A 25,888-nucleotide genomic window follows, 5' to 3' on the forward strand; every position below is an offset into this window, starting at 1 on the left:
TCCAAAAATTGATGAGCTTGACAGTTGCAACTACCGATGGTGAGTTTTATGCTGTCGGTAGTTTAGTTCATCAACTATTTGGAGGACTCCATGACAGAGCGGGTTGCGGTAGTGACCGGGGCCGGGCGCGGAATCGGTCGGGCGGTCGCTCTTCGCCTGGCCAGAGACAAGATCAAGGTCGTGGTGGGATATCGGAGCGATGAGGGTTCGGCTCGTGCGGTGGTATCCGAGATAGAGTCCGAGGGAGGGGAGGCCGTCCCGGTCCGCGCCGACATCGCGCAGCCGGACGGGGTCACCCGTTTGCTCTCAGCTGTCGAACAGACCTATGGGGCGCTCGACATCATCGTCCACACGGCCTATGGCATCGCCTTCGGCCCCATCGGATACGCGCGGGATGACGACTACGAAGCCGCCTTCGCCGCGAACAGCCGGGCGACTTTCCAGCTTCTGCGTGACGGTGGCCGGTGGTTGCGCGAGTCGGGTCGCTTCGTCTTCGTCTCGACCGGGGCCACCAGGGTCGCCTCGCCCGGCACGGGTCTGTATGCGGCGAGCAAAGCCGCCGCCGAGCAGCTCGTTCGAGTGTCCGCACGGGAGCTGGCGGCTCAGGGAGTCACAGTCAACAGCATTCTTCCGGGGCATACCGACACGGACGCGCTCCGTTCGGCTCCCGTTCCGTTGGAACAGTTTCGGCAGGAGATACCGATGGGCCGTCTGGGTGACCCGGAGGATGTCGCTGACGTGGTCGGATTCCTGGTCTCTCCGGACGCGCGCTGGGTGACGGGACAGGCCATTGCCGTCGACGGAGGCCTGACGGCCTGAACGGCTGTTGGGCGCGCGGTCGGCTGCGCGAGATGGTGTCCGGGCCCCGGAGCGGCCGCGAGGCGTCTTGCCTGTGTCTGCTGGATCCATCGTCACCTTATGCGCTCGCTCCCTGGAGCGAGTGACCGGTACGTGTGTTCGATCACTGCTGCGGCCGAATCACGCAGGTGTCGGAGTGCCTGCCAATCCGGCTTGGCAGGCACAGATTCCGTGCCAGCAGACCCCTAACACGAAAAGACCTGGGGCGTTCCGCGATGCGGAAAGCCCCAGGTCGAAGCGCGGAGGATATGGGATTTGAACCCATGAGGGGGTTGCCCCCCAACCGCATTAGCAGTGCGGCGCCCTAGGCCTCTAGGCGAATCCTCCTGGCTCGCACCAGACTACGGCCCCGCGGTCCGCTGCGCAAAACGAAAGTCCTGGGAGTCGGCGTCAGGACGTCGTGCGCTCGATGATCAGGTCGGCGTCACGGCGGAGTTTCTCCACCGCGCGGGACAGGGTGCTCTTGACCGTGCCGAGGGTGACGCCCATGCGCGCGGCGATCTGGTTCTCCGTCAGGTCCTCGTAGTAGCGCAGGACGACGGTGGTGCGCTGGCGGTCGGGGAGGCGGTCGATGGACCGCCCGACCACGTCGGCGAGGTCGCTGCGCCAGGTGGGGTCGTCCACGCGCTGCTCGGGGATCTCGTCGGTCGGGTAGACGTCGAGGCGTGTGCGGCGCCACTCGGAGATCTGGGTGTTGACCATCGCGCGGCGCACGTACCCGTCGCGGGCCTGGGGGTTGGAGATCCGACCCCAGGCCAGGAAGGTCTTGACGAGCGCGGCCTGGAGCAGGTCCTCGGCGTCGGCGTGGCTGTTGGTGAGCGACCGCGCCATGCGCAGCAGTGCCGGTCCGCGCTCGGCCACGTAGCTGCTGAACTCGTCGTACCTGGGGGTCCGGGTCGCCTCCGCCACATCGACCACCGATTTCGTGCTTTGTGTGACCGGTCACGTTTCTTCCCTTCACTCTCACACAGGGCGCGCAAACAGTCGGCCTGTGGCATGCCATGTGCCGACAAACCGCGCGGCGGAGCCCATGTCCGGCTCTCCACCGGTGTTCGGTGGCTCAGTGTCCTCGGGGTGCCGTGTGATGCAATGCCCTGGCCATGTGGCCGACATGTCGCGGCAGGTGTCGGCGTGTGAGCGGTGATCCCGGGGCCCGACCAGCACAATGGGCACAGAGGACGAGTCGGGCGACAAGGGGGCGCGGGCGACATGTCACTGATGACCGAACACGGGCGGGACCGGCGGAGGTTCACGGCTGCGGCGCTGGGCGCCGAGGCCGTGCCCGAGCCCACACCCGCCAGTTCCCGCGTGGCCCGCGGGGTCGTGGTGGACGCCACCTCGTACATGCTGTGCCTGGCCACGCCGAAGGGGGAGGAGCGCTTCCTCTTCGAACGCGTCACCTCGTTCTGGCGCGGCGCGGAGGTCGGCGCCGCCGAGATCAGGCCCGGCGACGACGCGGTCGTCCTGTGCGGACACGACGGGCGGCTCGTGGCCGAACGCGTCTGGGCGCAGGCGGCCCGCGTCAGCGGGGTCATCACCGGCCGCGAAGGCGACGCCCTGGAGGTCGACCCCGGGCACGGACGACCGCGCGTGACGGTCGTCATCCCCTACCGCTCCTCGGGGCGGCTGGGCGTGCGCCACCCGCGCCTGGAGCCCGGCTACGTCTTCGACGCCGTGGGAGTGTGGAACGGCGGCGAGGTCCGGGCGGTGCGCCCCGCCACCACACAGCCGCCCTATCCCCTCGGGGCCACCCCGCACCGGCCGCCGACCCGCCAGAGCTCCGGCACGGTCAGCGGCATCGCGACCTGGTACGACCCGGCTTCGGGCCGGGCCAGCCACCTGGACCCGCGGGCCCGGGTCCACGGCATCGCCTACCCGGCACTCGACCGCGCCGGCCACGACGGCTGCGACAGCCGGACCCCGTGCGCGCCGTTGCCGCTGCTGTCGATCGGCGCCACCCTGCGCCTGCGCAACGACTGCACACGGGCCACCGCCGTGGTGCCCGTCATCGACTGCGCGGCGGCCGACAGCTGGCTGTGCGACCTGTGCCCCTCGTGTGGCGGCCAGGCCGCCGGACGGATCGCCTCCCTCACCATGACCGCGTTCGTCGGACTGGGCGGACGCCTGGAGGACGGCTGCTTCAACGCGACGGTCACCGTCGCCCAGGGGGAGGGATGACCATGCCGGAGTTCATCATGGCGCCGGAGACCGTGGACGCCGTCCGGCAGGTCCAGCTGCCGCTGCTGGCGGCCCTGCTGCTGCTCGGCGCGGCGGCCAAGACACTGAGCCGGTCGGAGGGGTCGGGGCTGGCCGTCCTGCTCCCGTCCCGCCTGCGCCGCCCGGCCGCGTTCGGCACCGGCGTCCTGGAACTGGCCCTGGCCGTGGGCCTGCTGGTCCTCACCGGCCCCTGGGGGACGGTCGCCCGCCTGGGCACCGCCGCCCTGTTCGGGGGGTCGGTGGTGGTCCTCGTCCTGGCGCGCCGCCGCGACCCGGAGGCGGGCTGCGGCTGTTTCGGCGGCCTGAGCCGGACCCCGATCGGATGGCGCACCCTGGTGCGGGCCGGTCTGCTCGCCGCGGCCGCCCTGGCCACGCTCGGCCTGGCGCCCACCGGTTGGCAGGTCGCCGCAGCGCCGACGGCCGCGCACGGCTGGGTGCTGGGAGTCGAACTGCTGCTCCTGGCCCTGCTCAGCCCCGAGCTGCGGGACGTGGCCGCCCGCGCGCTCGCCAGCGAACCCTGCGAGCTGCGCGAGACCTCCCAGCGCCGGACGAGGGCACGGCTGCGGTCCAGCGACGTGTGGCGGACCAACCGGCCGGTCCTGCTCGCCGACGAACCCGAGGACGAGTGGCGGCACGGCTGCTGGCGCTTCCAGCGCTTCGACGGGATGCGGCACGGGCGCCGTGTCGACGTGGTCTTCGCGGTGCGCGTCGGCGGTCGGCGCCGGACCGCGGTCCGCGCGGTCCTGGTCGACCGGGAGAGCGGCGCGGTGTCCGCCTCCTTCGGCGCGGTGACCAGGCGCGAACTCGTCGGTCCGCCCCGCCGCCTGCGCTCGCCGGTCGAGGCGGCCAGGCGCGACGCGGCCAGGATCGACGCCGAGCGGGCCGCGGAGACGCTGCGCGCCGCGCGGGAGCACCCGGCCGGGCACGAGCCGGGGGAGCGTCAGGGGACGGCCGAGGTGCCCGCGCAGGGCGGGGGCGGGCACGACGCCCGCGACAGCGACCCCGGACGCCAGCCCGCCGGCGGGTGACGGGTGGGGGTGCTGCCCCGGCCCCCGGCCGGGCGGTCTCCACGCCCTAGCCGTCGAGCATCTGTCCCTGGCGTTCGATGGCGGCCTCGGTGAACTCCACGAGCATGTCCTCGTAGTCCTCCTGGTCGCCCGCGCCCAGGATCGAGGTCGTACCCAGCAGGTCGCCGTTGCGGTACATGACGCTGTACATGTTGTTCTGCTCGTCCGCGGAGGAGACCTCGATGGCGAAGGCCCGCGACTCGTCGGCGAACGCGGGCAGGTCCAACTCGCTGACTCCGTAGTCGGACGAGCTGCCGTCCTCGTAGGTGGCGCTGTAGGACGAGCAGGACTCCGGCGGCTCGGTGTCCATGGCCTCCTCCGCGACGGACGGTTCGAGCCGTACGAGCATGTGGGAGAGCGCCCCCTCGGACCACTCGTAGGCCGCGATCGAAGCGGGGGCGTCCTGGACGCCGTCCAGGTCGCCCCACCGGTTGGCGGCGTCGACGCACTCGGGTTTGTCCAGCTCGGTGCTGGCCCGGACTTCCTCGCTGTACTGCACTGTGACAAGCTCGGAGTAGACGCCGCTCTCGCTGCCCTCGGGCATCAGCGTGGCGTCGTGCAGGCTCAGGACCTGCGCGTCGTGCAGTTCCGCGGCGGCCTCGGAGCCCGGTCCGCCGGTCTCCTCTTCTCCACCGCCGCCGCACGCGCTGACCATGAGCACCGATGACAGGGCGACGGGGAGGACCAATGATCGGACGGCAGTCCTGGGCCCCTCGACGTGAGGGCGTCGACCAGCCGTGATCCGGTTCCGATCGGCGGGACGATGACGCAAACGCATGGTGGTATCTCCTCGTTTGTGCGATATTTCCGCTGGGAGCGGTGAGCAACCCGGGCGCGAAGTAGCTGAACGTGTCGCGGGGCTAGCACAAAGTATTGAGGAAGGACAATGGTGTCGGAGTCGAAATCGCCATATCTGCGGTCGGTGCTGGAGAGCATGCCCGCCTACAAGCCCGGTCTGCGCGTCGTCGGGCCCGACGGGCGATCGATCAAGCTGTCCTCCAACGAGAGCCCCTACGGGCCGCTCCCGTCCGTGCGTGAGGCCATCACCCGGGCGTCCGCCGACCTGAACCGCTACCCGGACCCGGGTGCGGCCGAACTGGTCGCCGCGCTCGCCGGGCGCCTGGACGTCCCCGAGGAGCACGTCGCCCTCGGCGCGGGCTCGGTCGGCCTGCTCCAACAGCTGCTGGCGGCCGTGGGCGAACCTGGCGCGGAGGTCGTCTACGCCTGGCGCTCCTTCGAGGCCTATCCGCTGCTCGCCGACCTGGCCGGGGTCACCTCCGTGCGGGTCCCGCTCAGGGACGAGACGCACGACCTGGACGCCATCGCCGAGGCCGTGACCGACCGGACCCGCATGGTGCTGGTGTGCAATCCCAACAACCCGACCGGCACCGCGGTCCGCGAGCAGGAGCTGATCCGCTTCCTTGACCGGATCCCCGCCCACGTGCTGGTGATCCTCGACGAGGCCTACCGCGAGTACGTGCGCGACCCCGAGGTGCCCGACGGTCTGGACCTGTACCGCGACCGCCCCAACGTCGCGGTCCTGCGGACCTTCTCCAAGGCCTACGGCCTCGCCGCGATCCGGCTCGGGTTCCTCGTCGGCCACCCGCACGTGGCCGGCGCCGTCCGCAAGACCCTGGTGCCGTTCGCGGTGAACCACCTCGCGCAGGCCGCCGGGATCGCGTCCCTCGCGGCCGAGGACGAACTGCTGGAGCGGGTCGCGCTCACCGTCAAGGAGCGCGACCGGGTGCGCGATGCGCTCGTCGCCGCCGGCTGGACGGTGCCGCGCAGCGAGGCCAACTTCGTGTGGCTGCGGGCGGACGAGGACACCCTCGACTTCGCCGCCGCGTGCGCCCGCGAGGGCGTGGCGGTCCGGCCCTTCGACGGGGAGGGCGCCCGGGTGAGCCTGGGCACGCCCGAGGAGAACGACGTGTTCCTGGCCGCCGCCACCGCCTATCCGAAGCGCCGCTAGGGAGTGTCCGAGGGGCCGTCGGTGCCGAGCGCCGACGGCCCCTCCCATGCCGGGAGCCCGCGCGCCCGGCGGCGGCCCGCTACCAGCCGGCCGCGGCGACGACCCGTGACGCCACCTGCGCGACGCTCAGACCGTCCGTGGCCACGCGCACGGTGCCGTCCGGGGCCTCGGCCTCCAGAAGGGCGGCCATGCGCCGACTGCGCTCGATGTGGGGCAGGAGCTGTGATCCGGTCTCGCGCCGGGCGAGCCGTTCGCGGACCACGTCCTTCCCGGCTGTGAGCAGCACCAGCGTGAAGTCCAGCGGCCCCGGGGCCATCGCACGGCGGAACATCGGCACCTCGAGGATGCTGACGGTGTTGGTGTAGACGAGGCGGTGGTGGCCCAGGTCGGCGTAGTTCGACCAGAGGGCCGCCAGGTTGCGCTCGGTGACGCGGGAGCGGGCGGGGTCGTCGCAGGGGGCGGGGTGGACCTGGTCCAGCACGTCGCCCTCGATCACGCAGTGCGCGACGTCCCTGGCGCGGAGCAGGACCGAGACCTCCCCTCCGACGGTCGTCTTGCCGACACCGGCGCCGCCGCCGATGAGCAGCACCTGGCGCGGGCGCACGGTCGAGGAGTCGTCCATGGCTCACCAGCCTGCCGGTGCGCGGACGCGCACGCACCTGGATTTCCACAGCCTGTGGGCGGCTCTCAGTCCGCTGTGGCCTGGGCGCGCCGGGCGTAGGCGCGGGCGGCGCGGGCGCGGTCGCCGCAGCGCACCGAGCACCAGTGGCGGCGGGGATGCGTGCGCACCAGGTAGCGGTCGCAGGGAGGGGACCCGCAGGCGGTGAGGCGCTCGGCGTCGGGCGTGGTCAGGAGTTCGGCGGCGTCGGCGGCCAGAACCGCGAGGGCGTGGTCGACGATCTGGGTGGCCGGATGCGAGACGGCCCGGTACGGGCCGCCGATGGGGTCCCAGTGCAGGAGCGAGGCCGTGGGAACCCTGGTCAGCGCGTCGTTGAGGGCCTCCACGGCGGCGGGGGCGGCGGGGGACCCGTCGATCCGGGCGGCGATCAGGACTCTGGTCTGATCGCGGAGCGCGCGCAGCTTGCCGGCGCAGAAGTCCCACAGTTGGGCGTCCTCCGGAGCGAGGTCGCGTTCGACGAGCCACCGCGTGGCGTCCGGAGGCGAGCCGAGGAGGTCGATCCGCCGTCCTCCGGGCAGGGTCACGACGCTGTTGGCGAAGTCGAGGGAGGGGTGCAGCTCGGCGCCCGGCGCGGGAGGCGGGGCGGGGTGAGCCGACTCGCCGGTCACGGTCTCCTTCATGGTTCTCATGGTACCGCTTGCCTTCAACCGTGAGACTCATCTAGTCTCACCTCACGGTAAAAAGTCGATCCATCCGTGAGGTGTTGCATGTCAGATGTCACGTCCAGCCAGGTCGCCGTCCGCGTCCTCGGCGGTCCGACCGTCCTCATCGGGTACGGAGGCCTCGCCTTCCTCACCGACCCCACCTTCGACGCCCCTCGCGACTATCCGGTGGCCAAGGGCTTCGTGCTCACCAAGACGGCCGCCCCCGCCGCCGCACCCGGCGAACTGGGCCCGATCGACGCGGTGCTGCTCTCGCACGACGAGCACCCCGACAACCTCGACGGCTCTGGCCGGGCCCTCCTGTCCGACGTCCCGCTCACCCTCACCACACGCGGCGGCGCGGACCGCCTGGGCGGGACCGCCCGGGGCCTGGCGGCCGGCGAGTCCGTCGAGCTGGAGCGGCCCGACGGCGGCAGGGTGACCGTGACGGCCGCGCCCGCGCAGCACGGACCCGAGGGGTGCGAGCCGTTCACCGGTGAGGTCATCGGCTTCGTCCTCACGGCGACGGACCTGCCCACGGTCTACGTCAGCGGTGACAACGCCTCCCTGGACGTGGTCCGGGAGGTCGCCGACCGCTTCGGTCCGGTGGACACCGCCGTCCTCTTCGCCGGAGGCGCCCGTACCCCGCTGTTCGACGGCGCGCTGCTCACCCTCGACAGTGAGCGGAGCGCGGAGGCGGCCAGGATCCTCGGGGCGCGCCGGGTGGTCCCCGCGCACGCCGACGGCTGGGCGCACTTCACGGAGGGGCACGGCGAACTGGAGCGGGCCTTCGCCGAGGCGGGTCTGGCCGACCGCCTGTCCATGGCCTGAGCCCCCCACGCCGGCCGGGCCGCCCGACCGCACCGAGCGCTACACGGGACCGGTCACGGGCCAGCCCCCGGAACACGACGACGGGGGCGGGCCCGTGCCCACCCCCGTGTACGCGCTCACGCGGCTACTTGCCCGCGGAGTCCTTGTCGAGCTTCTCCACGATCAGCCGGTACAGCTGGCGCGGGCGCCCCGGCTGGAGGGTCCGGTTGGGCGGTAGCGGCCACGCCAGCCCTTCCTCCACCAGGGTCCGGAGCAGTCGGCGCGCGGTGCGCGACGTGACGCCGAGCATCCGCCCGGCGTTCTCCGCGTCGACGACCAGCGGCCCGTCCTCCTCGGCGATCTTCTCCGAAAGGCGAATCAACGTCTCCCGGCCCTTGGTGCGCAGCGGTTCGGAGGACTGCCGTGCGGGCGCGCGCTGCGCCGGGACCAGGGAACGGCCCTCACGGTCCACCGCGAAGCTCTGACGGGACGCCTGAGCGCGGTTCAGAGCCGCTCTGGCGTGGGCCTCGGCGTCCTGGGTGGTGCGCCCCATCCCGATCCCGACCTCGATCGCGATGCCCAGCTCCGCCTTGATCCGTTCGACGAAGGGCGGTTGCCGGAATCCCTCGGTCGCGGTGACCAGTGACCCGCGGGTCGCGGTGATCATGAACGAATGATCGTCCAGCCGGTGCGCCGTGGCGTTGATCCGGTGCGCCTCCTGCAGGAGCAGCCGGTGCAGCGAGAGCCGTAGCTCCTCCCGCCAGTACCGCGGGGTGGACCGCCTGGACGAGTCGCGGAGCGTGGGCACGTCCACCACGACCACGCCCAGCTGGGCCTCCTCCAAACGGTGGTGGGCGCCGAGCAGGCCGGCGGTCTGCAGCGCGCTGCGCACCCCGGCGTTGGTCGGGCGCAGCCGCACGACCGGGACCCCGATGGCCTCCAGGCGTTCGGCGACACCGCGCACGCACGTGATCGCCATCCGGGTGGCCTTGCGCCGCCACAGCCCCTCGTGGAACGAGGTCAGCTGGGCGGTGTTGGTGAGCTCCTCGTGCACGTGGATGCCGTCGACGGGCAGGTCGACCTCGGAGTAGGCCTCCACGACGTCGGCGCGGCTGAGGACGTCCAGGCTGGCTCTGGTCGGGTCGTAGCGTTCGTCCAGCGTCGCTCGGAGCAGGGCTTCGTGCAGGCTCGCCCCGCCGAGCGGCACGAAGGTCGCGGGCATCGTCAGCACCCCGGCCTTGCGCGCGAACTCGTAGGGGACGGGACTGGCGAACAGGTAGGCGTCGATCGCCGAACCCAGTCTCACGACCTTGTCCGTCGCCTCTTGCTCATCTCGGTACGCGGCGGCGATGAGTCTGGCGTTGAGGGGCCCCGTGGACCCCGGGCCCATGAGCATGACCCGTTCGACCACCTCATGGGGCCCTATGACGCCGATCGTCAAATCGCCAGTACGCTGGGCACTCACCTCGGGTTGCTCCCCGCTACCATTCCACGCTCTTCACTATGTGCGCCCACTGGTTTCCCGACCCGATCTCTGTCACGGCATGATTGCCGAGATCGTACCCATTGTGCGGGGCCAAAGAAGATCGTTTTCCATATCAACGCCGAAAGCCCGGGTGGGAGGCGAGCTCCCACCCCGGCTTGAACTGCGCATTCGGCTCCTACGAGACGACGACGCGCTCCACGTCCGCGCCCAGCGCGGCAAGCCGCGATGCGAACTGAGCGTGACCTCGGTCCACCAGATAACCGGGCGCCACGATTGTCTCACCTTCGGCGACCAGTCCTGCGAGGACCAGCGCCGCGCCGGTCCGCAGGTCGTGCGCGATCACCTCGGTGCCGTGCAGGTTGGTGGGGCCGTGCACGATCGCGCGGGTCCCCTCCACCTCGATCTTGGCACCCATCTTGTTGAGCTCGTCGGCCAGGGCGAAGCGGCCGTCGTAGATCGCCTCGTGGATGTAGCTCTCACCCTCGGCGAGGGTGGCCAGCGCCATGAGCGGCGACTGGAGGTCGGTCGCGAAGCCGGGGAACGGCGACGTGACCGCGTTGATCGGACGCAGCGGCACGGAGGGGTCACGCTGGACGTGCAGGACGGCGCCCTCCTGGGAGAAGCCCACGCCCATCTGCTCGAGTTTCCAGCGGGCCACACCGAGGTGGTCCAGGTGCGCGCCCACGAGGCTGACCTCGCCGCCGGTGGCGGCGACGGTCATCGCGAACACGCCGGCGTCGATGCGGTCGGACATGATCGTGTGCTCGACCGCGGTGAGCTCCTCCACGCCCTCGACGGTGATCAGGCCGGTGCCGCCACCGGTGATCTTCGCGCCCATGGCGGAGAGGAAGTTGATGACGTCGATGACCTCGGGCTCGAGGGCGGCGTGCTCGATCACGGTGGTCCCGGGGGCCAGGACCGCGGCCATGAGCAGGTTCTCGGTGCCCGTGTGCGAGGGGGTGTCGAGGTAGAGGCGGCCGCCGCGGAGGTTGCTGGCCTCGACGTTGATGTGGTTGCGCTCGGTGTCCTCGGTGACCTCGGCTCCCAGCCGCGCGAAGCCGCGGTAGTGGAAGTCCAGGTTGCGGCTGCCGAGGTTGCAGCCGCCCACGCCCTCGATCCGGGCGCGGCCGGTGCGGTGCATCAGCGCGGGCACGAAGAGCACGGAGCCGCGGAAGCGCGCGGCGATCTCGGCGGGAAGGACGGCGCGCTCGGGGTCGTTGAGCTTCGAGGCGTCGATGACGACGGTGCGCTCGTCCTCGTGGAAGGCGACCTTGGCGCCGATGTGCTCGGCGAGTTCGAGCGCGCGGTACACGTCCTCGATGACCGGGACGTTCCGCAGTACGGTGCGACCCTTGGCCGCGAGGAGGGCGGCGCCGATCATCGGCAGGACGGCGTTCTTCGCGCCTTGGATGAACGCCGTTCCGCTGAGGGGGCGTCCGCCGCGGACGCGGTAACGAACCTCCTGGCCCATGCTCATGTGCTCCTTTGTGAGGCAGATGTGTAGAAAGGCCACCCTCGTCGGGTTTCGCCTCTATGCGTTTTAGACGCGGGTTTCCCCCGGAACGTTGCGACCAACTTGCGCGTGACCTGCGCGGCCAGTGAACCGATGTTCGCGACGACTCTATAGCACCTGCGTGCCTGAAACCGCCTGTAGCGTGGTATACCCGCAGATCGCGGACAGAGTCCCACCGAACGGCCAGGAAGGCACTCTTCCGGCGGAGAAGACCAGGGTGTCGTGCGTGTGGTCACCATGGGTCGGCGCCCGGCACAACGTGACCACCATACGCTCTCGGCGGTGCCGATCGGTGCCCACGTGCGCGGAATCACGCGTGCGCGTCGGTTCAGAGCCCGCTTTCGCCGCCGGTCAGACGCCGGTGGATCTCCTTGTAGCGCTCGATCGTGCGCTCGACCACCTCCGCGGGGAGCTCGGGCGGCGGCGTGTCCGCGGCCCGGTCCCAGCCGGAGGCGGGGGAGGTCAGCCAGTCGCGCAGGATCTGCTTGTCGAAGGAGGGCTGCGGACCGCCCGGTGCCCACTCGTCCGCGGGCCAGTACCGCGACGAGTCGGGGGTGAACACCTCGTCGGCGAGCACGAGGTTGCCTTCGGCGTCGCGGCCGAACTCGAACTTGGTGTCGGCGAGGATGACGCCCCGCTCACGGGCGATCCCGCGGCCGCGGGCGTACACGGCCAGCGTGAGGTCGCGCAGCTCCGCGGCCCGCTTCTCCCCGTGCCGCTCGGCGACGACCGCGAAGGACACGTTCTCGTCGTGGTCACCGACCGCGGCCTTGGTGGCGGGGGTGAAGATCGGCTCGGGCAGTTCGGACCCGTCGGTGAGGCCCTCGGGCAGCGGGACGCCGCACACCGTGCGGTCCACGCGGTACTCGGCGAGCCCGGACCCGGCCAGGTAGCCGCGCGCCACGCACTCCACCGGCACCATGTCCAGGTTCCGGCACACCAGGGTGCGCCCGGCCCAGTCGGCGGGCGCACCGGGCGGGGGCGTGTCGGACAGCACGTGGTCGGGCACCAGGTCGCGCAGCCGCTCGAACCACCACAGGGACAGCTGGGTGAGCAGGCGCCCCTTGCCCGGGATCTCGGTGGGCAGCACCCAGTCGTAGGCCGAGACGCGGTCGCTGGCCACCATCACCAGGTCGCCCCCGGCGGTGGAGTAGAGGTCGCGCACCTTGCCGGTGTGCAGATGGGTCAGCCCTTCGACCTCGACGTGGCCGGGCTGCTTGACGAAACCGCTCATGGGATCCTCGGTCTTTCGGGCGCCTGGGGTACGGGAACGGGGCGAAGGAGACGCGGCGGCCCCTCCGGTGTACTCCGTCGTGCCCGCCCGTCGCCGCCCGCCACCACCCTCAGCGGACGCCTTCGGCGCGGAACGTGTCGCGAGCGCGCCTGTGGGGCCTCCAGAAGCCCGTCGGCGCCCTCGTCGTGCCTTCTGCGGCCTTCGCGTCGCTCCGGCCGGTGTCCGGCCGCCGACGGCGGCCGGACACGCTCCTACAGTTCGGCGGCGGCGCGTTCGGCGATGTCGGTCCGGTGGAAGGAGCCGCGCATCTCGATGCGCCCGACGGCCTCGTAGGCCCGCTCGCGCGCCTGGCGCAGGTCGGTTCCGGTCCCGACCACGTTCAGCACACGCCCGCCGTTGGACTTGACGTCGCGCACGCCCTCCCAGGCGGTGCCGGCGTGCAGCACGTAGGCGCCGTCCAGGGCGTTGGCGGCGTCCAGACCGCCGATGGCGTCGCCCTTGACGGGGTCGGCCGGGTAGCCCTCGGCCGCGACCACCACGGTGACCGCGGCGCCCGGCTTCCACTGCAGCGAGCCGATGGCGCCCAGCCCGCCGGTGTCGGTGGCCTGAAGGACCGCGCCGATCGGCGTGGCCAGGCGGTCCAGCACGACCTGGGTCTCCGGGTCGCCGAAGCGGGCGTTGAACTCCACCACGCGCGGTCCCTTGGACGTGAGCGCCAGTCCGACGTACAGCAGGCCCTGGTAGCGGGTGCCACGGCGGTTCATCTCGGCGAGGGTCGGCCGCACGACCGACTCCATCACCTCGTCGACCAGGCCCGTCGGCGCCCACGGCACGGGGGCGTAGGCGCCCATGCCGCCGGTGTTGGGTCCCTGGTCGCCGTCGTAGGCGCGCTTGAAGTCCTGGGCCGGCAGCAGGGGCAGCGCGTGCAGCCCGTCGCTGAGCACGAACAGCGAGACCTCGGGCCCGTCGAGGAACTCCTCGATGACCACGCGGCCGCACTCGCGCGCGTGCTGCTCCGCCAGGGCGCGGTCCTCGGTCACCACGACGCCCTTGCCCGCGGCGAGGCCGTCGTCCTTGACCACGTACGGGGGGCCGAACTCGTTGAGCGCCTCGGAGACCTGTCCGGCCGAGCGGCACACCCTCGCCTTGGCGGTGGGGACGCCGGCGGCCTCCATGACCTCCTTGGCGAAGGCCTTCGAGCCCTCCAGGCGAGCGGCCTCCTGGTCGGGACCGAACACGGGGATGCCGCGGTCGCGCAGCGCGTCGGCCACACCGGCGACCAGCGGCGCCTCGGGGCCGATGACGACCAGCTCGGCGCGGATGCGGGCCGCCAGCTCGGTCACCGCGAGCCCGTCGGTCACGTTGATGACGTGGTTCTCCGCCAGGTCCGAGATGCCCGGGTTGCCGGGGGCACAGTGGATGGAGGTGACGCCCGGGTCCAGGGACAGGGCGCGGACGAGTGCGTGCTCGCGGCCTCCGCCGCCGAGAACGAGGGCTTTCACTACGGGGGCCTCTTCGTGTTGAAGGCGGACAGACGGTCTGGCGCTGGTGCGCCGGGTCAGACGAGGGAGCGCAGCTGCAGTGTCTCGTCGCGGCCCGGACCGACGCCGATGGCGGAGATGGGGGCTCCGGCCATCTCCTCCAGGGTACGCACGTACTTCTGCGCGTTCTTGGGAAGATCCTCGAACTCGCGTGCCGCGGTGATGTCCTCGGACCAGCCGTCGAGGTACTCGTAGACCGGCGTGGCGTGGTGGAAGTCGGTCTGCGTCATCGGGATCTCGTCGTGGCGGACGCCGTCGACGTCGTAGGCCACGCACACCGGGATGCGGTCGAGCCCGGTGAGCACGTCCAGCTTGGTGAGGAAGAAGTCGGTGATGCCGTTGACGCGCGTGGCGTAGCGGGCGATGGGCGCGTCGAACCAGCCGCAGCGGCGGTTGCGGCCGGTGGTGACGCCGTACTCGCCGCCCTGGGTGCGCAGCCACTCGCCCTGCTCGTCGAGGAGCTCGGTGGGGAAGGGGCCCGAGCCCACACGCGTGGTGTAGGCCTTGAGGATGCCCACGACCTTGGTGATGCGGGTCGGGCCGATACCGGAGCCGGCCGCCGCGCCGCCCGAGGTGGGCGAGGACGAGGTGACGAACGGGTAGGTGCCGTGGTCGATGTCCAGGAGCGTGCCCTGGGAGCCCTCGAGGTAGACGGTCTTGCCCTCGTCGAGCGCCTTGTTGAGGATCAGCGAGGTGTCGGCGACGAAGGGGCGCAGCTTCTCCGCGTAGCCCAGGTACTCCTCGATGATCGGCTCGGCCTCCAGGCCGCGCCGGTTGTACACCTTGGTGAGCAGCTGGTTCTTGTCGTGCAGGGCCAGCTCGATCTTCTTGCGCAGGATCTTGGGGTCGAACATGTCCTGGACGCGCACGCCCTGGCGCGAGACCTTGTCGGCGTAGGTCGGGCCGATGCCGCGTCCGGTGGTGCCGATCTTGCCCTTGCCGAGGAAGCGCTCGCTGACCTTGTCCAGTGCCCGGTGGTAGGGCATGATCAGGTGCGCGTTGGCCGAGATGAGCAGTCGCGAGGTGTCCACACCGCGCTCGTCGAGCCCCTGGAGCTCCTCCAGCAGGACGCCTGGGTCGATGACGACGCCGTTGGCGATCACCGGGACGACGTTCGGGGACAGGATGCCCGAGGGGAGCAGGTGGAGGGCGTACTTCTGGTCGCCGATGACCACCGTGTGACCAGCGTTGTTGCCGCCCTGGTACCGGACCACGTAGTCCACGCGGTCGCCGACAAGGTCGGTCGCCTTGCCCTTGCCCTCGTCGCCCCACTGGGCACCCACGAGCGTGATCGCCGGCATTGGTCTCTACCTCTTCGCTCGACACCTGACCGGGGCACTCTCGACCCCGAACATGGAAGAACCCCTGGCGCAAGGCAGCGACAGGGGCCGTTGCGTATAGAGCGTACACGACCTGTTGAACACGGTTAAGTGGGTGGTGGCGCCGCGCCGGTCACACACGCGCCGACACGCGCCGACAGGCCCCGAGCCGGCGCCGGCCAGGGCCCCGGATGCTCCCGTGCGGGCCCCGGGCCGGCCGCGGATCAGGCCGTGAGCGCGTCGGCCGCCTCGGCGCTGGAGTCGCGCAGGAAGGTGGCGCAGCGCTCGGCCTCCTCCGCGTCACCGATGCGCTCGGACGCCACGGACAGGGCGTGCAGGGCACGCAGGAAGCCGCGGTTGGGCTCGTGGTCCCAGGGGATCGGTCCGTGGCCCTTCCAGCCCGCGCGCCGCAGCTGGTCGAGGCCGCGGTGGTAGCCGGTGCGCGCGTAGGCGTAGGCGGTGACGGGCTCGTCGGCGGTCAGCGCGTTCTCGGCCAGGGAGGCCCAGGCCGCGGAGAAGTCGGGGAAGCGGCCGGCGACCGGGGTGGGGTCGTCGGCGGCGGCGAGCGCCTCGCGGGCCTCGGGGTGGTCGGGCAGGCGGGTGGCGGGCGGCTCGCCGAGCAGGTTCTGGTGCAGGTTCATGCCCCCATCCTGCCACCGCGGCCGCACCGATCCCGGACGGTGCCGGGCCCAGCCGCGGCCGTCGCCGTCTCCTCGCCGCGGCGGCCACCGGCCCACGGCCCGCGTGCGCCGGGTGGCGTGCGCGGGCCGTGGGGATGATCGGGGCGTCCGCGGGCGCCGGGCGCCCGCGGTCCCCGTCGCCGTCCGGCTAATTCATCTTGTTGCCGGCGGCCTTCAGGTGCTGCGCGGCCTCGACCACGCGCGCGGCCATGCCCGCCTCGGCGGCCTTGCCGTAGGCACGGGGGTCGTAGGCCTTCTTGCTGCCGATCTCGCCGTCGACCTTCAGCACACCGTCGTAGTTCTTCATCATGTGGTCGACGATCGGACGGGTGAACGCGTACTGCGTGTCGGTGTCGACGTTCATCTTCACCACGCCGTAGCCGATCGCCTCGTGGATCTCCTCCATGGTGGAGCCGGAGCCGCCGTGGAAGACGAAGTCGAACGCCTTGGCCTTGCCGTACTTCTCGGCCACGGCGTCCTGGGCCTCCTTGAGCACCTCAGGGCGCAGCTTGACGAAGCCCGGCTTGTAGGAGCCGTGCACGTTGCCGAAGGTCAGGGCGGTCATGTAGTAGCCCTTCTCGCCCAGGCCCAGGGCCTCGGCGGTGCGCAGGGCGTCCTCCGGGGTGGTGTACAGCTTCTCGTTGATCTCGCCGACGATGCCGTCCTCCTCGCCGCCGACGACGCCCACCTCGATCTCCAGGATGGTGCGCGCCTCCTTGGACGCGGCGAGCAGCTCCTGGGCGATCTCCAGGTTCTCGCCCAGCTCGACGGCCGAGCCGTCCCACATGTGGGACTGGAACAGCGGCTCCTGGCCCTTGGCCACGCGCTCCTTGGAGATCTCCAGCAGCGGGCGGACGAAGCCGTCGAGCTTGTTCTTGGGGCAGTGGTCGGTGTGCAGGGCGACGTTCACGGGGTACTTGTCGGCCACGACGCGGGCGAACTCCGCGAAGGCGACGGACCCGGTGACCATGTCCTTGACGGTGGTGCCGGACAGGAAGTCGGCGCCGCCGGTGGAGATCTGGACGATCCCGTCGCTCTCCGCCTCGGCGAAGCCGCGCAGCGCGGCGTGGAGCGTCTGGCTGGAGGTCACGTTGATGGCCGGGTACGCGAAGCCCTCCGACTTCGCGCGGCTCAGCATCTCGGTGTAGACCTCGGGGCTGGCGATGGGCATGGTTTGACTCTCCCTGGGTTCGGCCTGGAGCGAGCGGCCGCCGGTCGTGGACCCGCGGCACCCCACGTGCGTTGCCCCGGTGAAGGTCCGGAACGGCTGGGGGAGGCCCCCTGCGGGGCCGAGCGTCCGGACGTGTCCACCAGGTGTCGACCAAGTATCCCGAATCCCCGGAGCCGTTGGAAAGGTCTAGACCAAATTGCCCGAACTTGCGGGCGTTCACGCAGCTCACGGTGTCGCGATTCGAGCCGTGTCGCTGAGTGGAAGCACGGGGCGCGCGATCCGCCCGCGGCACCGCCGCATCCGTGGAAGGACGCGGTTCCACAGGGAGCACTGTCGCTTTTTGTCGTGATACACGCTACATTCAACGCCGTGGGAAGGCATAGGAACGATCCGCGCGGCGCCGGCCAGGTGATGGCCATCGTCGGGGCTGTCGTGCTCCTGGTGGCGCTGGTCGCCCTCGGCGGGTACTTCTTGTACCGCTCACTTCCGGGCACCGGAACGAGCGTGAGCGCCAACGCCTCCGAAGCCTCGTCCGGGAGTGAGGACGAGAGGGACATGGGGGCGCTCTACATCCGGGTGATCGGGGAGTCGAGCAATGTCTTCGTGCGCGTCCCCGGCGGTGACGTCCTGCACGACCAGGTGATCAGGCAGGGCGGCTCGATCAACTTCGCCGAGGCGGGCGAGGGGCTCGAGGTGACCATCGACGAGCCCAGCGCGGTCGAGGTGTTCGTCAACGGCGAGCAGCGCGACGTATCCGACCAGGACGCCGGCTACAGCTTCACCATCAGCGGCGACGGCTGATCCCGGGCCCGGGGCCCGCGCTGGGCGCACACGACCCCGGCACCGGAACCGCACTTTCGCGGGAGCGCGCCCCTGGAGCGCCGCGTGGTCGGGCCCCGAAGGGCCCGGTTCCCCGTCGGACCCGCCGGGAACCCTCGCGCCCTGTCCGACTCCGGCGTACCTCAGAGGTCGAGGTCGGAGACCTCGTACACCGACCGGTACTCCAGCCCTTCCCGGGTGACCCGCTCGCGCGCGCCCCGGTCCAGGATCAGCGCGGTCGCGACCACCTCCGCACCCGCCTCGCGCAGCGCCTCCACCGCGGTGAGCACCGAGTTGCCCGTGGTCGAGGTGTCCTCCAGCGCCAGCACGCGCCGCCCCTTGACGTCGGGTCCCTCGATCCTCCGCTGGAGCCCGTGCGCCTTGCCGGCCTTGCGCACCACGAAGGCGTCCAGCCTGCGCCCGCGCGCGTGCGCGGCGTGCACCATCGCGGTCGCCACCGGGTCGGCGCCCAGGGTCAGCCCGCCCACGGCGTCGAAGTCCAGGTCCCCGACGTTGTCCAGCATGACCGAGCCGACCAGCGGCGCGGCCTCCCCGTCCAGGGTCACCCGGCGCAGGTCGACGTAGTAGTCGGCCTCGATGCCGGAGGACAGGGTCACCTTCCCGCGCACGACCGCCTTATCGTTGATGTGTCGCAGGAGTTCATCACGTTCGCTCATGATCAGTGAGCCTAGAACACCGGGCGGTACGGCACGGACCCGGCCGCACGTGTTCCCAGGCCGTAAGGGGTGACCATGCCGCAGTCCGCGGACACCGTCCGGGTCGAGACCACCGTCGACGGCCGGGAGGCGGCCGAACGGTTGGCGGCGTCGGTGGTCGAGCGCCGGCTGGCGGCCTGCGCCCAGGTGGGCGGACCCATCCGGAGCTTCTACCGGTGGGAGGGCGCGGTCCAGGCGGACGAGGAGTGGACCGTGGTGATCAAGACCGCGGCCGCGCGCCTGTCCGACCTCACGGCGCATCTGGTGGAGGTCCACCCCTACGACGTCCCCGAGATCGTCGCCGTCCCGGTCACGGGCGGCAACCCCGCGTACCTGGACTGGGTGCGCGAGGAGACGGCGGGGGCCGCGTGATCGCCGTCCTGCTGCCGCCGCCCCTGGGCATGACCCGGAGCCTGCCCGACCTGCCCGACCGGCTGCCCGACCACGGCGTTCCCACCGCACGGATCGACGGCGGGGCCGACGACCGGCCGCCGTACGCGGGCCGCTACGTCGCGCACGCCAGCCTGGAGATCAACGCCGCGGTCGCCGCCGACGCCCGGATCGCCCTGGTCGCCGAGGGCGACGCGGGTCCGCTGGTGGGGGCCGTCGGCGCCGCCCAGCGCGCCGCGCACCGCCCGGTTCTCGGATACGTGCTGGTGGACGCCTTCCTCCCGCAGCCGGGCAGTCCCACGCTGGCCGAGATCACGGCCGCCCAGGCCCCGGCCGGGCCGGGAGAGCCCACGGGGGCCGGGGCGGAGTCGGAAGCGGGTGTGGGGGCGTCGGGGGAAGCGGAGCCGCCCGGGTACCGCACCGAGCACCTGCCGATGGTGTCGGACTGGCCCGACGCGCCGTGCGGCTACCTGCTGACGCGGCCGGACCGCGCGCACGTGGCGCACCTGGCCCGGATGCGCGGATGGGCGGTCCGCGAGGCCGCCCCGGAGGCCGCACCGGCGGCACTGGCCGACCTGCTGAGCGAACTCCGCGGGACCTGACCGCGTGGAGTGGCACCGAGGCGTCGGGAGCGCGGGCCCGACCGGTTCGGTGTGCGGGCGGGACGGCGCGAAGGGCGGGACGGTGCGCGGGCGGGCGAAATCCGGGTGACAGCGGTCGGCCCGGCCCGGAGAATCGGCGCATGATCAGTGAGCACTTCCCACCCATGGGGCTGCGCGTGCGCACCCCGCGCCTCGAACTCCGCCTGCCGTCGATGGAGGACCTGGCGCGGTTGGGGGACGTCGCGGCCCAGGGCATCCACGCCCCGGAACAGATGCCGTTCTCCGAACCGTGGACGGACCAGCCCCCCGCGAAGGTCGCGCTGTCGGTGATCCAGTACAACCTGGGCAAGCTGGCTTCGTGGACGCCGGTGGACTGGAACCTGAACCTGGTCGTCGTGTACGAGGACACCGTGGTCGGCGTCCAGGACGTGGGCGCGAAGGACTTCGCGGTCCGGCGGCAGGTGGGAACGGGCTCGTGGCTCGGCCGGTCGTTCCAGGGCCGGGGCATCGGTACCGAGATGCGCGCGGCGGTGCTCCACCTGGCGTTCGAGGGACTGGGCGCGCGGAGCGCGGTGACGGAGGCCCACGAGGGCAACGAGGCCTCCCACGGGGTGTCGCGCCGTCTGGGCTACCGCCCGAACGGTGTCGACGTCGTCGCCGTCCGGGGCGAGCCGGTGCGGGAGCAGCGCTACCGGATGACCCGCGAGGACTGGGAGCGGCACCGGACCGTCCCGGTCACGGTCACCGGTCTGGAACCGTGCCTGCCGTTCTTCGGCCTGGGCCCCCGGGCGGCCTGACCGGCGCGTCCGGACTCAGGCGGCGGTGGCGCCGGGCCCCGCGGCACGCCGTCCGGAGAGGAAGGGGACGGCGAGGGAGACGAGCAGGCCGCCGAGCATGCCCGCCCCGGAGAGCACACCGCTGACGAAGGGCGCCCACGCGGGGTGGCCACTGAACACCATGGCCAGGCCGGCGGCACCGAGCACCGACAGGTAGAGGGCCACGACGAGGATCTCGCGGGTCCGCCAGTACCGGGCCAACGGGAAGAAATGGAGTCCGACCACCAGGGCGATCCAGCAGACGTTGGCCTGGTCCGGGGCGTCGAGGAGCCGCAGCGCCTGGATACCGCCGAGGATCAGGACGACCTCCGCGGCCACCACGGCGCCGTAGAACGGCCCGAACCGGAGTGCCGGGGTGTCGTCTCCGGGCCTACCGCCGTCCGGTGCGGGGCGTCGCCCGAGGACCAGACTCAGGGCGACGACGCCGACCAGCGCGGCGACGGCCAGGACGCGCAGGACGAGTGCGAGGGCCGGGTCGAGTGGAGGCCCCGTGTTGGCGAGGACGAAGGCGAGCCCGAAACCCGCGCCGATGTAGACCCCGAGGAATCGCGTCACCGCGCGAACCTAGCAGCGGCGGACCGGTGCCGGTAGTGCCGGGGGCGGCCCTGGGCCGGGTCCGGTACCGGCGTTCGCGGTCAGGGCCGAGAGCGGCTGTCCGGTGGCCGGAGGTGGTCCATGAGCGCGCGGAAGTCCTGGAAGAGTTCGGTCTGGCTCCGGTCCTCGTCGAGTCGGTACCACACGGCCGGGGCCAGCCGTGGGCCCACGGTCTGGGCGGGGACGGGGGCGTTGAGCGCTCGGTCCAACCCGATGTCGCTCACACCGGACGGCCCGATCGCGAGACCGACCGGTGCCGAGGCCCCGGACAGCACCGGCCTGTGCTGGGCGTCGACGGCACCGGGGACGCGGCGCACGGTCAGCGTCTGGAGGGAGTCGGCGAACTCGGCCACCAGATCCGGCAGGTCGTCGGTCTTCACCGTGGTCCCGACCGCGAGGCTGGTGTCCTCCCGGACTCCTTCGACCACGCGCCGGACGTCGAGGGTGCCGGAGAACGCGGGGCCGGTGACCACGAGCCGGGTCGGCCGTGGCGCACGGTCGCGGCACAGGTCGGTGATGCGCTCGGCGTCCCAGTCGGAGAGCGCGGGCTCACTCGTGCCCCATCCCCGCGGAGCCGATGAGCAGAGCAGCTCACCGATCCGCTCGACGGTCCCGCCCACCCGCAGCTCATCGGTCGCGTTGTGCAGCACTCTCAGGTCCACGACCAGCCCGCTTCCGCCGTCTCCGCGGGCCAGAGCCGGTGGGGTGCCATCCCGCCGGGGGCGGTAGCCGAGTTCGTCGTCCCAGGTGAGGGGGACTCCGGTGATCCCGTCGACGTGGCCGCGGCCGTGGGGTCGCTCCACCACCCAGCGGTGGCCGGGACCCGCGAGGACCACGCGGAGCGGATGGGTCAGTCGGGACGCGGCCGGGGTGAGCAGGTGGAATGCGCGGCCGTCGCGGCCGCTCTCCGCCATCGCGTCGGCGACGACTGCGGTGAGGGACACGACGGGGGAGCCGTTGGCGAGTACCCGGGCCTGCGCGGTCTCCGTCAGCGCCACCGGGTGTTCCGACGACCCCCGGGGCAGGTCCTGGGCCCACGGCGCCTGTGGTGAGGGCGGCCACGCAGTACCCCCGTGCCGCTTGACGAGGGACTCCGCGAGCCGATGGGCCGCCTGCGCGGCCTCAGGGTTCCCGGAGGGGGAGCGGACGTCCACCCACCAGGTGTTCGCGGTGAGCCCCTCTGCCGCATCCTCGCCCAGGAGGCGGACGACCTCCCACGGCGTCGCGATGCCCCGGGGGGCCTCGACGGTCACGACATGGCGGCCTTCGCCATCGCGCAGCCGCACGGCCCCACCACGGTCGGCACCCCAGATCCCCAGGTCGGGGCCGGCCTGGACGAGGGCGGCGACCACTCCGCGCACGTCCGGGAGTTCCTCGGTCAGAGCGACCACATCGTAGGTCACGGGTGTGCTCAGTCCTCTTCCGTTTCGGCTCTGCGGAGTTGCTCCTGGAGCCAGTCCGGGATGTGCTCGGGGTCCCGTGGAAAGTACTCAAGGTCAGCGGCGTAGCTGGAGGGGTTGGGGGGAATGGTGAATTCGGGTGGGTTGTCGTAGTTGAACTCCGTGGTGAACTTGCCGGGGCGGACGATCCTGTAGATCATGGAGAACCAGGTCCCCTTGCCCTCCTGGTACATTGCCTCCCTGAGTTTCTTCTCCTTGGACAGGATCTCCGGAGGCAGGGAGAAGACCTCACTCGAATCGTCTGCAAAGCGAACCAGCGGGCGGTGAGTCCCGTACCCGACGAGCCTGTTAGTCGTATAGACGATTTCGTGCCAGTTGTCCGGTGCCTTGCCCAGGAGAGCGATCCCCATCTGGTGGAGTAGGTCGTACTGCTCTGTCGGATCAATGTGGGGCCTGTCGGGAGTGCTCATCAGCGCGGCCTGCTCTCAGGATGGTTCTCGTAGGTGATCGGATCCATTTTTTCACCGTTCAACGACCATTCGATGATCATGTCGGACGGTGGTGCTTGGATTCCGTTTCTGGATTTCATGTCCGGGTCGAAGACGTTGGTGATCTTGATGCGGATGTTTGGTGGCTGTGGTCCGTTGGCGACCTTGTCCTTCCATTGCTGGATCACCAGGTCACGTGCTGAGTCCGGCTGTATCTTGGAGAAGGAGCTCTTCAATTTCGCGTCGTTGCCGCTGACCAGGCCGTCCCACAGGAGCTCAAGGCGTCGGTAGTTGTTCGTGAAGTCGGTTCCCCTCTGTTGGTTGAGGTCCTTGAGCATGGGGATGACATTCAGTCGCTCCCCGGTTCCTCCCATCTCGCTTCCGGATATCAGGTGGCCCCCGTTCCAGTCCACCGTTTCGTACGTGTGGCTTTCTGTGGGGTCATTGTTCAGGTCCCGGAAGTAGTCTCGCCCCTCACCGCCGATGGCTGTCTGTTCCGCTCCCCGGACTGAGTAACCCGACCTCAGGTCCCCTTCGACCGACACGGTACGTCCTTCGTGATCGGTCCTGTAGGTGTACTCCGCGCCGGACCGCGGATGCGTGATCTTGTAGGTGGCGTCTTCCCGAGGATGGACGAGTTCGGGGTTGCCCTGCCTGGTCGATCCGGGTTGCGTCTCGATGTGGATGATCTTGCCGGTGTCGTCGGTGATGAAGGTTCCACGGCCATCGACGACGTACGCCTTGTTCGGATCGAGGGTCACGCCCTCGCCGAACCTCTCCCTCTCCTCTGGGAACCGGGGGTCGGTGTCCGAGATCGGTTCGGGGTCGCCGATCGTGGGCGGGCGGTCGTTCGAACTGGAACCGCCGCTGGGGGAGCCGCCGGTCAGATCGCCGCTCGGGCCGCCGCCGTGGCCGTTTCCCCCGAGGCCAAGGGTGCCGCCGTGGCCGGTCGTCACGCCGCCTCCGGACCCGGACGAGCTGTCGACGCGCAGGTCGCCGGAACCGCCGCCGGGGGTGTCGACGGGACCGCCACCGGACCCTCCGGTGCTGTTGGTGACTGTGTCGTTCGTGAGGGCGGAGGGGCCATCGCCGCCGTGGGCCACGGCCATCTCCCTGACACGGCTGTCCGCCCCCACTCCCTCGGTGTCCCAGCGGCTCTGGTGGACCTGGGCCTGCGCGTCCAGATCGCCCGCATGCTGCGCCGTGTACTCATCGACCTCCTGGAGCATCCGCTCCACGTCGGCCGGGGTCGCCTGGGTGTCGACCTCGTCGCGTTCGCCGGCCGTGTCCTGGCCGTCCGCGCGGTCCTGCTCCTGGGCGGTGGACTCGTCGGACCCACGCGTGTCAGGGGTCTCGGCGGTCTCCAGCGACTCCGCGTCGCCGGAGGAGTCCGAGGCGTCGGTGCCGCCCCGCGAGCCGTCCGCCGTGTCCGCGCCGGCCTGCTCCGGAGCCTCTCCACCGGTGTCCGGCGAACCGGACGCGTCCGAACCGGAGGCGTTGTTCGTGTGCAGGCTCTCCAGGGACTCGTTCATGCCGTCGAACGTGGACGGGCTCGGCAGGATCCCGCCGTCGTCCGGGACCGCTGTCCCGTCAGGGGACGACGAGGAGCCGCCGATGTCGACCCGGCCCAGGTCCGGGGTCTGTGAGGACTCCACGTCGACGTTCCCGGGGATCGATGGCGAGTCCGATCCCAGGACGTTGATCGCGCGGAAGCCCGTCTGCAACCGCGAGAGGACCAGCGGCACACCCACGGGCGCGCCGATGCCCGTCGCGGTCAGCACGACGCCGCCGACGATCGACCCGACGTTGATCACGCCCTGGGTGATCACGTAGCCGGGCCGGTCGTCCCACTCGTCGGTCGGGACGATGCCCTGTCCGACCTCGTAGGCGACCGGGGCGAAGTTGCCCCACCACTCGTCGACGCTGTCCACGCCCCACTGGTCGCCCTCGGGCTTGGTGGGGTCGTAGAAGCCGGTGAGCAGGGACAGCCCTTCGAGGTTCTCTTCCATGTAGCCGGAGAAGTTGTCCCGGCCGTCCTGCTCGAAGTACGACCAGGCCCACTGCCCGTCGTGCCAGACACCGGTGAGGCCGCCCAGGTCCTGGGCGAAGCCCGTGACGAGGTCGGCGCCTCCGTCCCAGGCGTCCACGTACCAGGGGTGGTCGAAGTCCTGGGAGGTCCCCCAGGGCATCGCCGCCCCCTCGGGGACCTCCTCGAAGCCGTACGGGATCTCGTCGTCCCCCGGTGCGCGCCCGCCCAGCGCGTCCGCCGCGAGGAAGGTCGGCCCGCCGTACAGCGCGGTGATGGCGTTCGCGCACTCGCGCTCGGCCTCCTGGTATTCGGCCACCGCCGCGTTGACGTCGCTCAGGAGCGTCTCGTGCTCCTCGTGGAGGTCCTCGTCCTTGCGCCAGTCCTCGTCGGCGTTGATCCGCGTCCTGAGCTCCACCGCGTCGGCGCGCAGACCGCTGAGCCGGGGTTTGAGTTCGCGGACCCGCTCCGCGAACGCGATGAGCGCGTCCCCGGTCGTGGCGGCCGCCGGTTCGATGTCGTCGCCCTTGGTCCCGACCGGGTTGACGGCCGCGAGCAGGGTCTCGGACTCGGGCGCCTCGTAGATTCCGCTGAGGCCGCCCCACGCGGAGACGATGTCACCGCCGCTCTCGGCGATGCCCGCTCCCGCGGTCCTGATGCTCTGGCCGAGGCCCTCCAGCTCGTCGGCGTCGATGCGGGGCACGGGGATCTGGCTCGGATTGATCGCGCCGTCGCCGTAGCACGCGCTGGCTCCGAGGTCGTTGAGGAAGGGGTCGTTCAGAGCGGATTCGCTCATGCGCCGTCCATGGGGTTCGGGGGCGTGGGGAGGGGA

25 protein-coding genes and 1 tRNA gene are annotated in these 25,888 nt (G+C 71.3%); 9 read left to right on the top strand and 17 right to left on the bottom strand.

Features of this window, described 5'->3' with window-relative positions:
• Nucleotides 1-90: 90 nt before the first annotated feature.
• A complete protein-coding gene (locus tag M1P99_RS12405) occupies nt 91-819 on the top strand; it encodes an SDR family NAD(P)-dependent oxidoreductase (protein WP_304452802.1) in 729 nt (242 codons plus the stop codon).
• A 279-nt stretch (nt 820-1,098) separates the two neighbouring features.
• Here M1P99_RS12405 and M1P99_RS12410 read toward each other — a convergent pair.
• A tRNA-Ser gene (locus M1P99_RS12410) sits at nt 1,099-1,185 on the bottom strand.
• A gap of 63 nt (nt 1,186-1,248) precedes the next feature.
• Complete coding sequence (locus M1P99_RS12415; protein ID WP_304452803.1) at nt 1,249-1,767, bottom strand: SigE family RNA polymerase sigma factor; 519 nt, start codon at nt 1,765-1,767, stop codon at nt 1,249-1,251.
• A 309-nt stretch (nt 1,768-2,076) separates the two neighbouring features.
• On the opposite strand from M1P99_RS12415, the gene M1P99_RS12420 reads away from it, so the two are divergent.
• Together M1P99_RS12420 and M1P99_RS12425 are read left to right on the top strand one after the other, a co-directional pair.
• Nucleotides 2,077-3,036 (top strand): hypothetical protein, encoded by a 960-nt coding sequence (locus M1P99_RS12420; protein ID WP_304455671.1) that lies wholly within the window; start codon nt 2,077-2,079, stop codon nt 3,034-3,036.
• Nucleotides 3,037-3,053: 17 nt separating this feature from the next.
• A complete protein-coding gene (locus M1P99_RS12425; protein ID WP_304455672.1) occupies nt 3,054-4,103 on the top strand; it encodes a MauE/DoxX family redox-associated membrane protein in 1,050 nt (349 codons plus the stop codon).
• A 46-nt stretch (nt 4,104-4,149) separates the two neighbouring features.
• On the opposite strand, the gene M1P99_RS12430 is transcribed toward M1P99_RS12425, so the two are convergent.
• A complete protein-coding gene (locus tag M1P99_RS12430; RefSeq protein ID WP_304455673.1) occupies nt 4,150-4,797 on the bottom strand; it encodes a hypothetical protein in 648 nt (215 codons plus the stop codon).
• 231 nt (nt 4,798-5,028) lie between these two features.
• On the opposite strand from M1P99_RS12430, the gene hisC reads away from it, so the two are divergent.
• Nucleotides 5,029-6,111 carry a histidinol-phosphate transaminase gene (hisC, locus tag M1P99_RS12435; protein ID WP_304452804.1) on the top strand — a complete coding sequence of 361 codons (1,083 nt, stop codon included), beginning with the start codon at nt 5,029-5,031 and terminating at the stop codon, nt 6,109-6,111.
• Between the two features lie 79 nt (nt 6,112-6,190).
• Here hisC and M1P99_RS12440 read toward each other — a convergent pair whose 3' ends face one another.
• The gene (locus M1P99_RS12440) at nt 6,191-6,733 is read right to left on the bottom strand and encodes a hypothetical protein (protein ID WP_304452805.1); all 543 of its coding nucleotides are present in this window, start codon (nt 6,731-6,733) and stop codon (nt 6,191-6,193) included.
• A 65-nt stretch (nt 6,734-6,798) separates the two neighbouring features.
• Nucleotides 6,799-7,410: an ABATE domain-containing protein gene (locus M1P99_RS12445; RefSeq protein ID WP_304452806.1), complete on the bottom strand. Its 612-nt coding sequence runs from the start codon at nt 7,408-7,410 to the stop codon at nt 6,799-6,801.
• An 87-nt stretch (nt 7,411-7,497) separates the two neighbouring features.
• On the opposite strand from M1P99_RS12445, the gene M1P99_RS12450 reads away from it, so the two are divergent.
• The gene (locus tag M1P99_RS12450) at nt 7,498-8,262 is read left to right on the top strand and encodes an MBL fold metallo-hydrolase (protein WP_304452807.1); all 765 of its coding nucleotides are present in this window, start codon (nt 7,498-7,500) and stop codon (nt 8,260-8,262) included.
• A gap of 124 nt (nt 8,263-8,386) precedes the next feature.
• Here the strand turns inward: M1P99_RS12450 and M1P99_RS12455 are convergent, their stop codons facing one another.
• From M1P99_RS12455 to fbaA, 7 genes are all read right to left on the bottom strand, one after another.
• Complete coding sequence (locus tag M1P99_RS12455) at nt 8,387-9,637, bottom strand: transcriptional regulator (RefSeq protein ID WP_304455674.1); 1,251 nt, start codon at nt 9,635-9,637, stop codon at nt 8,387-8,389.
• Between the two features lie 265 nt (nt 9,638-9,902).
• Nucleotides 9,903-11,198, bottom strand: a complete 1,296-nt coding sequence (gene murA / locus M1P99_RS12460) for a UDP-N-acetylglucosamine 1-carboxyvinyltransferase (protein WP_179829732.1) — start codon at nt 11,196-11,198, stop codon at nt 9,903-9,905.
• Between the two features lie 370 nt (nt 11,199-11,568).
• Nucleotides 11,569-12,474, bottom strand: coding sequence for a phosphoribosylaminoimidazolesuccinocarboxamide synthase (locus M1P99_RS12465; RefSeq protein ID WP_304452808.1), 906 nt, complete (start codon nt 12,472-12,474; stop codon nt 11,569-11,571).
• A 251-nt stretch (nt 12,475-12,725) separates the two neighbouring features.
• Entirely contained in the window at nt 12,726-13,976 is a 1,251-nt protein-coding gene (gene purD / locus M1P99_RS12470; RefSeq protein ID WP_304452809.1) for a phosphoribosylamine--glycine ligase, read from the bottom strand.
• A 56-nt stretch (nt 13,977-14,032) separates the two neighbouring features.
• Nucleotides 14,033-15,316 carry an adenylosuccinate synthase gene (locus M1P99_RS12475; protein ID WP_304452810.1) on the bottom strand — a complete coding sequence of 428 codons (1,284 nt, stop codon included), beginning with the start codon at nt 15,314-15,316 and terminating at the stop codon, nt 14,033-14,035.
• 242 nt (nt 15,317-15,558) lie between these two features.
• Complete coding sequence (locus tag M1P99_RS12480; protein WP_304452811.1) at nt 15,559-15,975, bottom strand: DUF3151 domain-containing protein; 417 nt, start codon at nt 15,973-15,975, stop codon at nt 15,559-15,561.
• Between the two features lie 187 nt (nt 15,976-16,162).
• Entirely contained in the window at nt 16,163-17,185 is a 1,023-nt protein-coding gene (gene fbaA, locus M1P99_RS12485; protein ID WP_304452812.1) for a class II fructose-bisphosphate aldolase, read from the bottom strand.
• Between the two features lie 411 nt (nt 17,186-17,596).
• On the opposite strand from fbaA, the gene M1P99_RS12490 reads away from it, so the two are divergent.
• Entirely contained in the window at nt 17,597-17,986 is a 390-nt protein-coding gene (locus M1P99_RS12490) for a RodZ domain-containing protein (RefSeq protein WP_304455675.1), read from the top strand.
• A 161-nt stretch (nt 17,987-18,147) separates the two neighbouring features.
• Here M1P99_RS12490 and pyrE read toward each other — a convergent pair whose 3' ends face one another.
• Nucleotides 18,148-18,681, bottom strand: a complete 534-nt coding sequence (pyrE, locus tag M1P99_RS12495) for an orotate phosphoribosyltransferase (protein WP_304452813.1) — start codon at nt 18,679-18,681, stop codon at nt 18,148-18,150.
• Between the two features lie 75 nt (nt 18,682-18,756).
• On the opposite strand from pyrE, the gene cutA reads away from it, so the two are divergent.
• The 3 genes from cutA to M1P99_RS12510 all read left to right on the top strand — a co-directional run bounded on the left by cutA (nt 18,757) and on the right by M1P99_RS12510 (nt 20,509).
• Complete coding sequence (gene cutA, locus M1P99_RS12500; RefSeq protein ID WP_304452814.1) at nt 18,757-19,092, top strand: divalent-cation tolerance protein CutA; 336 nt, start codon at nt 18,757-18,759, stop codon at nt 19,090-19,092.
• On the top strand, nt 19,089-19,712 hold the full coding sequence (locus tag M1P99_RS12505; RefSeq protein ID WP_304452815.1) for a hypothetical protein: 624 nt from the start codon (nt 19,089-19,091) through the stop codon (nt 19,710-19,712). Before cutA ends, M1P99_RS12505 begins: the two co-directional genes overlap by 4 nt.
• Before the next feature lie 140 nt (nt 19,713-19,852).
• A complete protein-coding gene (locus tag M1P99_RS12510; protein ID WP_304452816.1) occupies nt 19,853-20,509 on the top strand; it encodes a GNAT family N-acetyltransferase in 657 nt (218 codons plus the stop codon).
• Nucleotides 20,510-20,524: 15 nt separating this feature from the next.
• On the opposite strand, the gene M1P99_RS12515 is transcribed toward M1P99_RS12510, so the two are convergent.
• The 4 genes from M1P99_RS12515 to M1P99_RS12530 all read right to left on the bottom strand — a co-directional run bounded on the left by M1P99_RS12515 (nt 20,525) and on the right by M1P99_RS12530 (nt 25,852).
• A complete protein-coding gene (locus M1P99_RS12515; protein ID WP_304452817.1) occupies nt 20,525-21,103 on the bottom strand; it encodes a hypothetical protein in 579 nt (192 codons plus the stop codon).
• A gap of 80 nt (nt 21,104-21,183) precedes the next feature.
• On the bottom strand, nt 21,184-22,545 hold the full coding sequence (locus M1P99_RS12520) for a DUF6177 family protein (RefSeq protein WP_304452818.1): 1,362 nt from the start codon (nt 22,543-22,545) through the stop codon (nt 21,184-21,186).
• An 8-nt stretch (nt 22,546-22,553) separates the two neighbouring features.
• Nucleotides 22,554-23,012: a hypothetical protein gene (locus M1P99_RS12525; RefSeq protein WP_304452819.1), complete on the bottom strand. Its 459-nt coding sequence runs from the start codon at nt 23,010-23,012 to the stop codon at nt 22,554-22,556.
• The gene (locus M1P99_RS12530; protein WP_304452820.1) at nt 23,012-25,852 is read right to left on the bottom strand and encodes a DNA/RNA non-specific endonuclease; all 2,841 of its coding nucleotides are present in this window, start codon (nt 25,850-25,852) and stop codon (nt 23,012-23,014) included. The genes M1P99_RS12525 and M1P99_RS12530 overlap by 1 nt, the downstream gene beginning before the upstream one ends.
• Nucleotides 25,853-25,888: the final 36 nt, after the last annotated feature.

Origin of the sequence: Nocardiopsis sp. YSL2, assembly GCF_030555055.1 — a bacterium.
Taxonomy (GTDB): domain Bacteria; phylum Actinomycetota; class Actinomycetes; order Streptosporangiales; family Streptosporangiaceae; genus Nocardiopsis.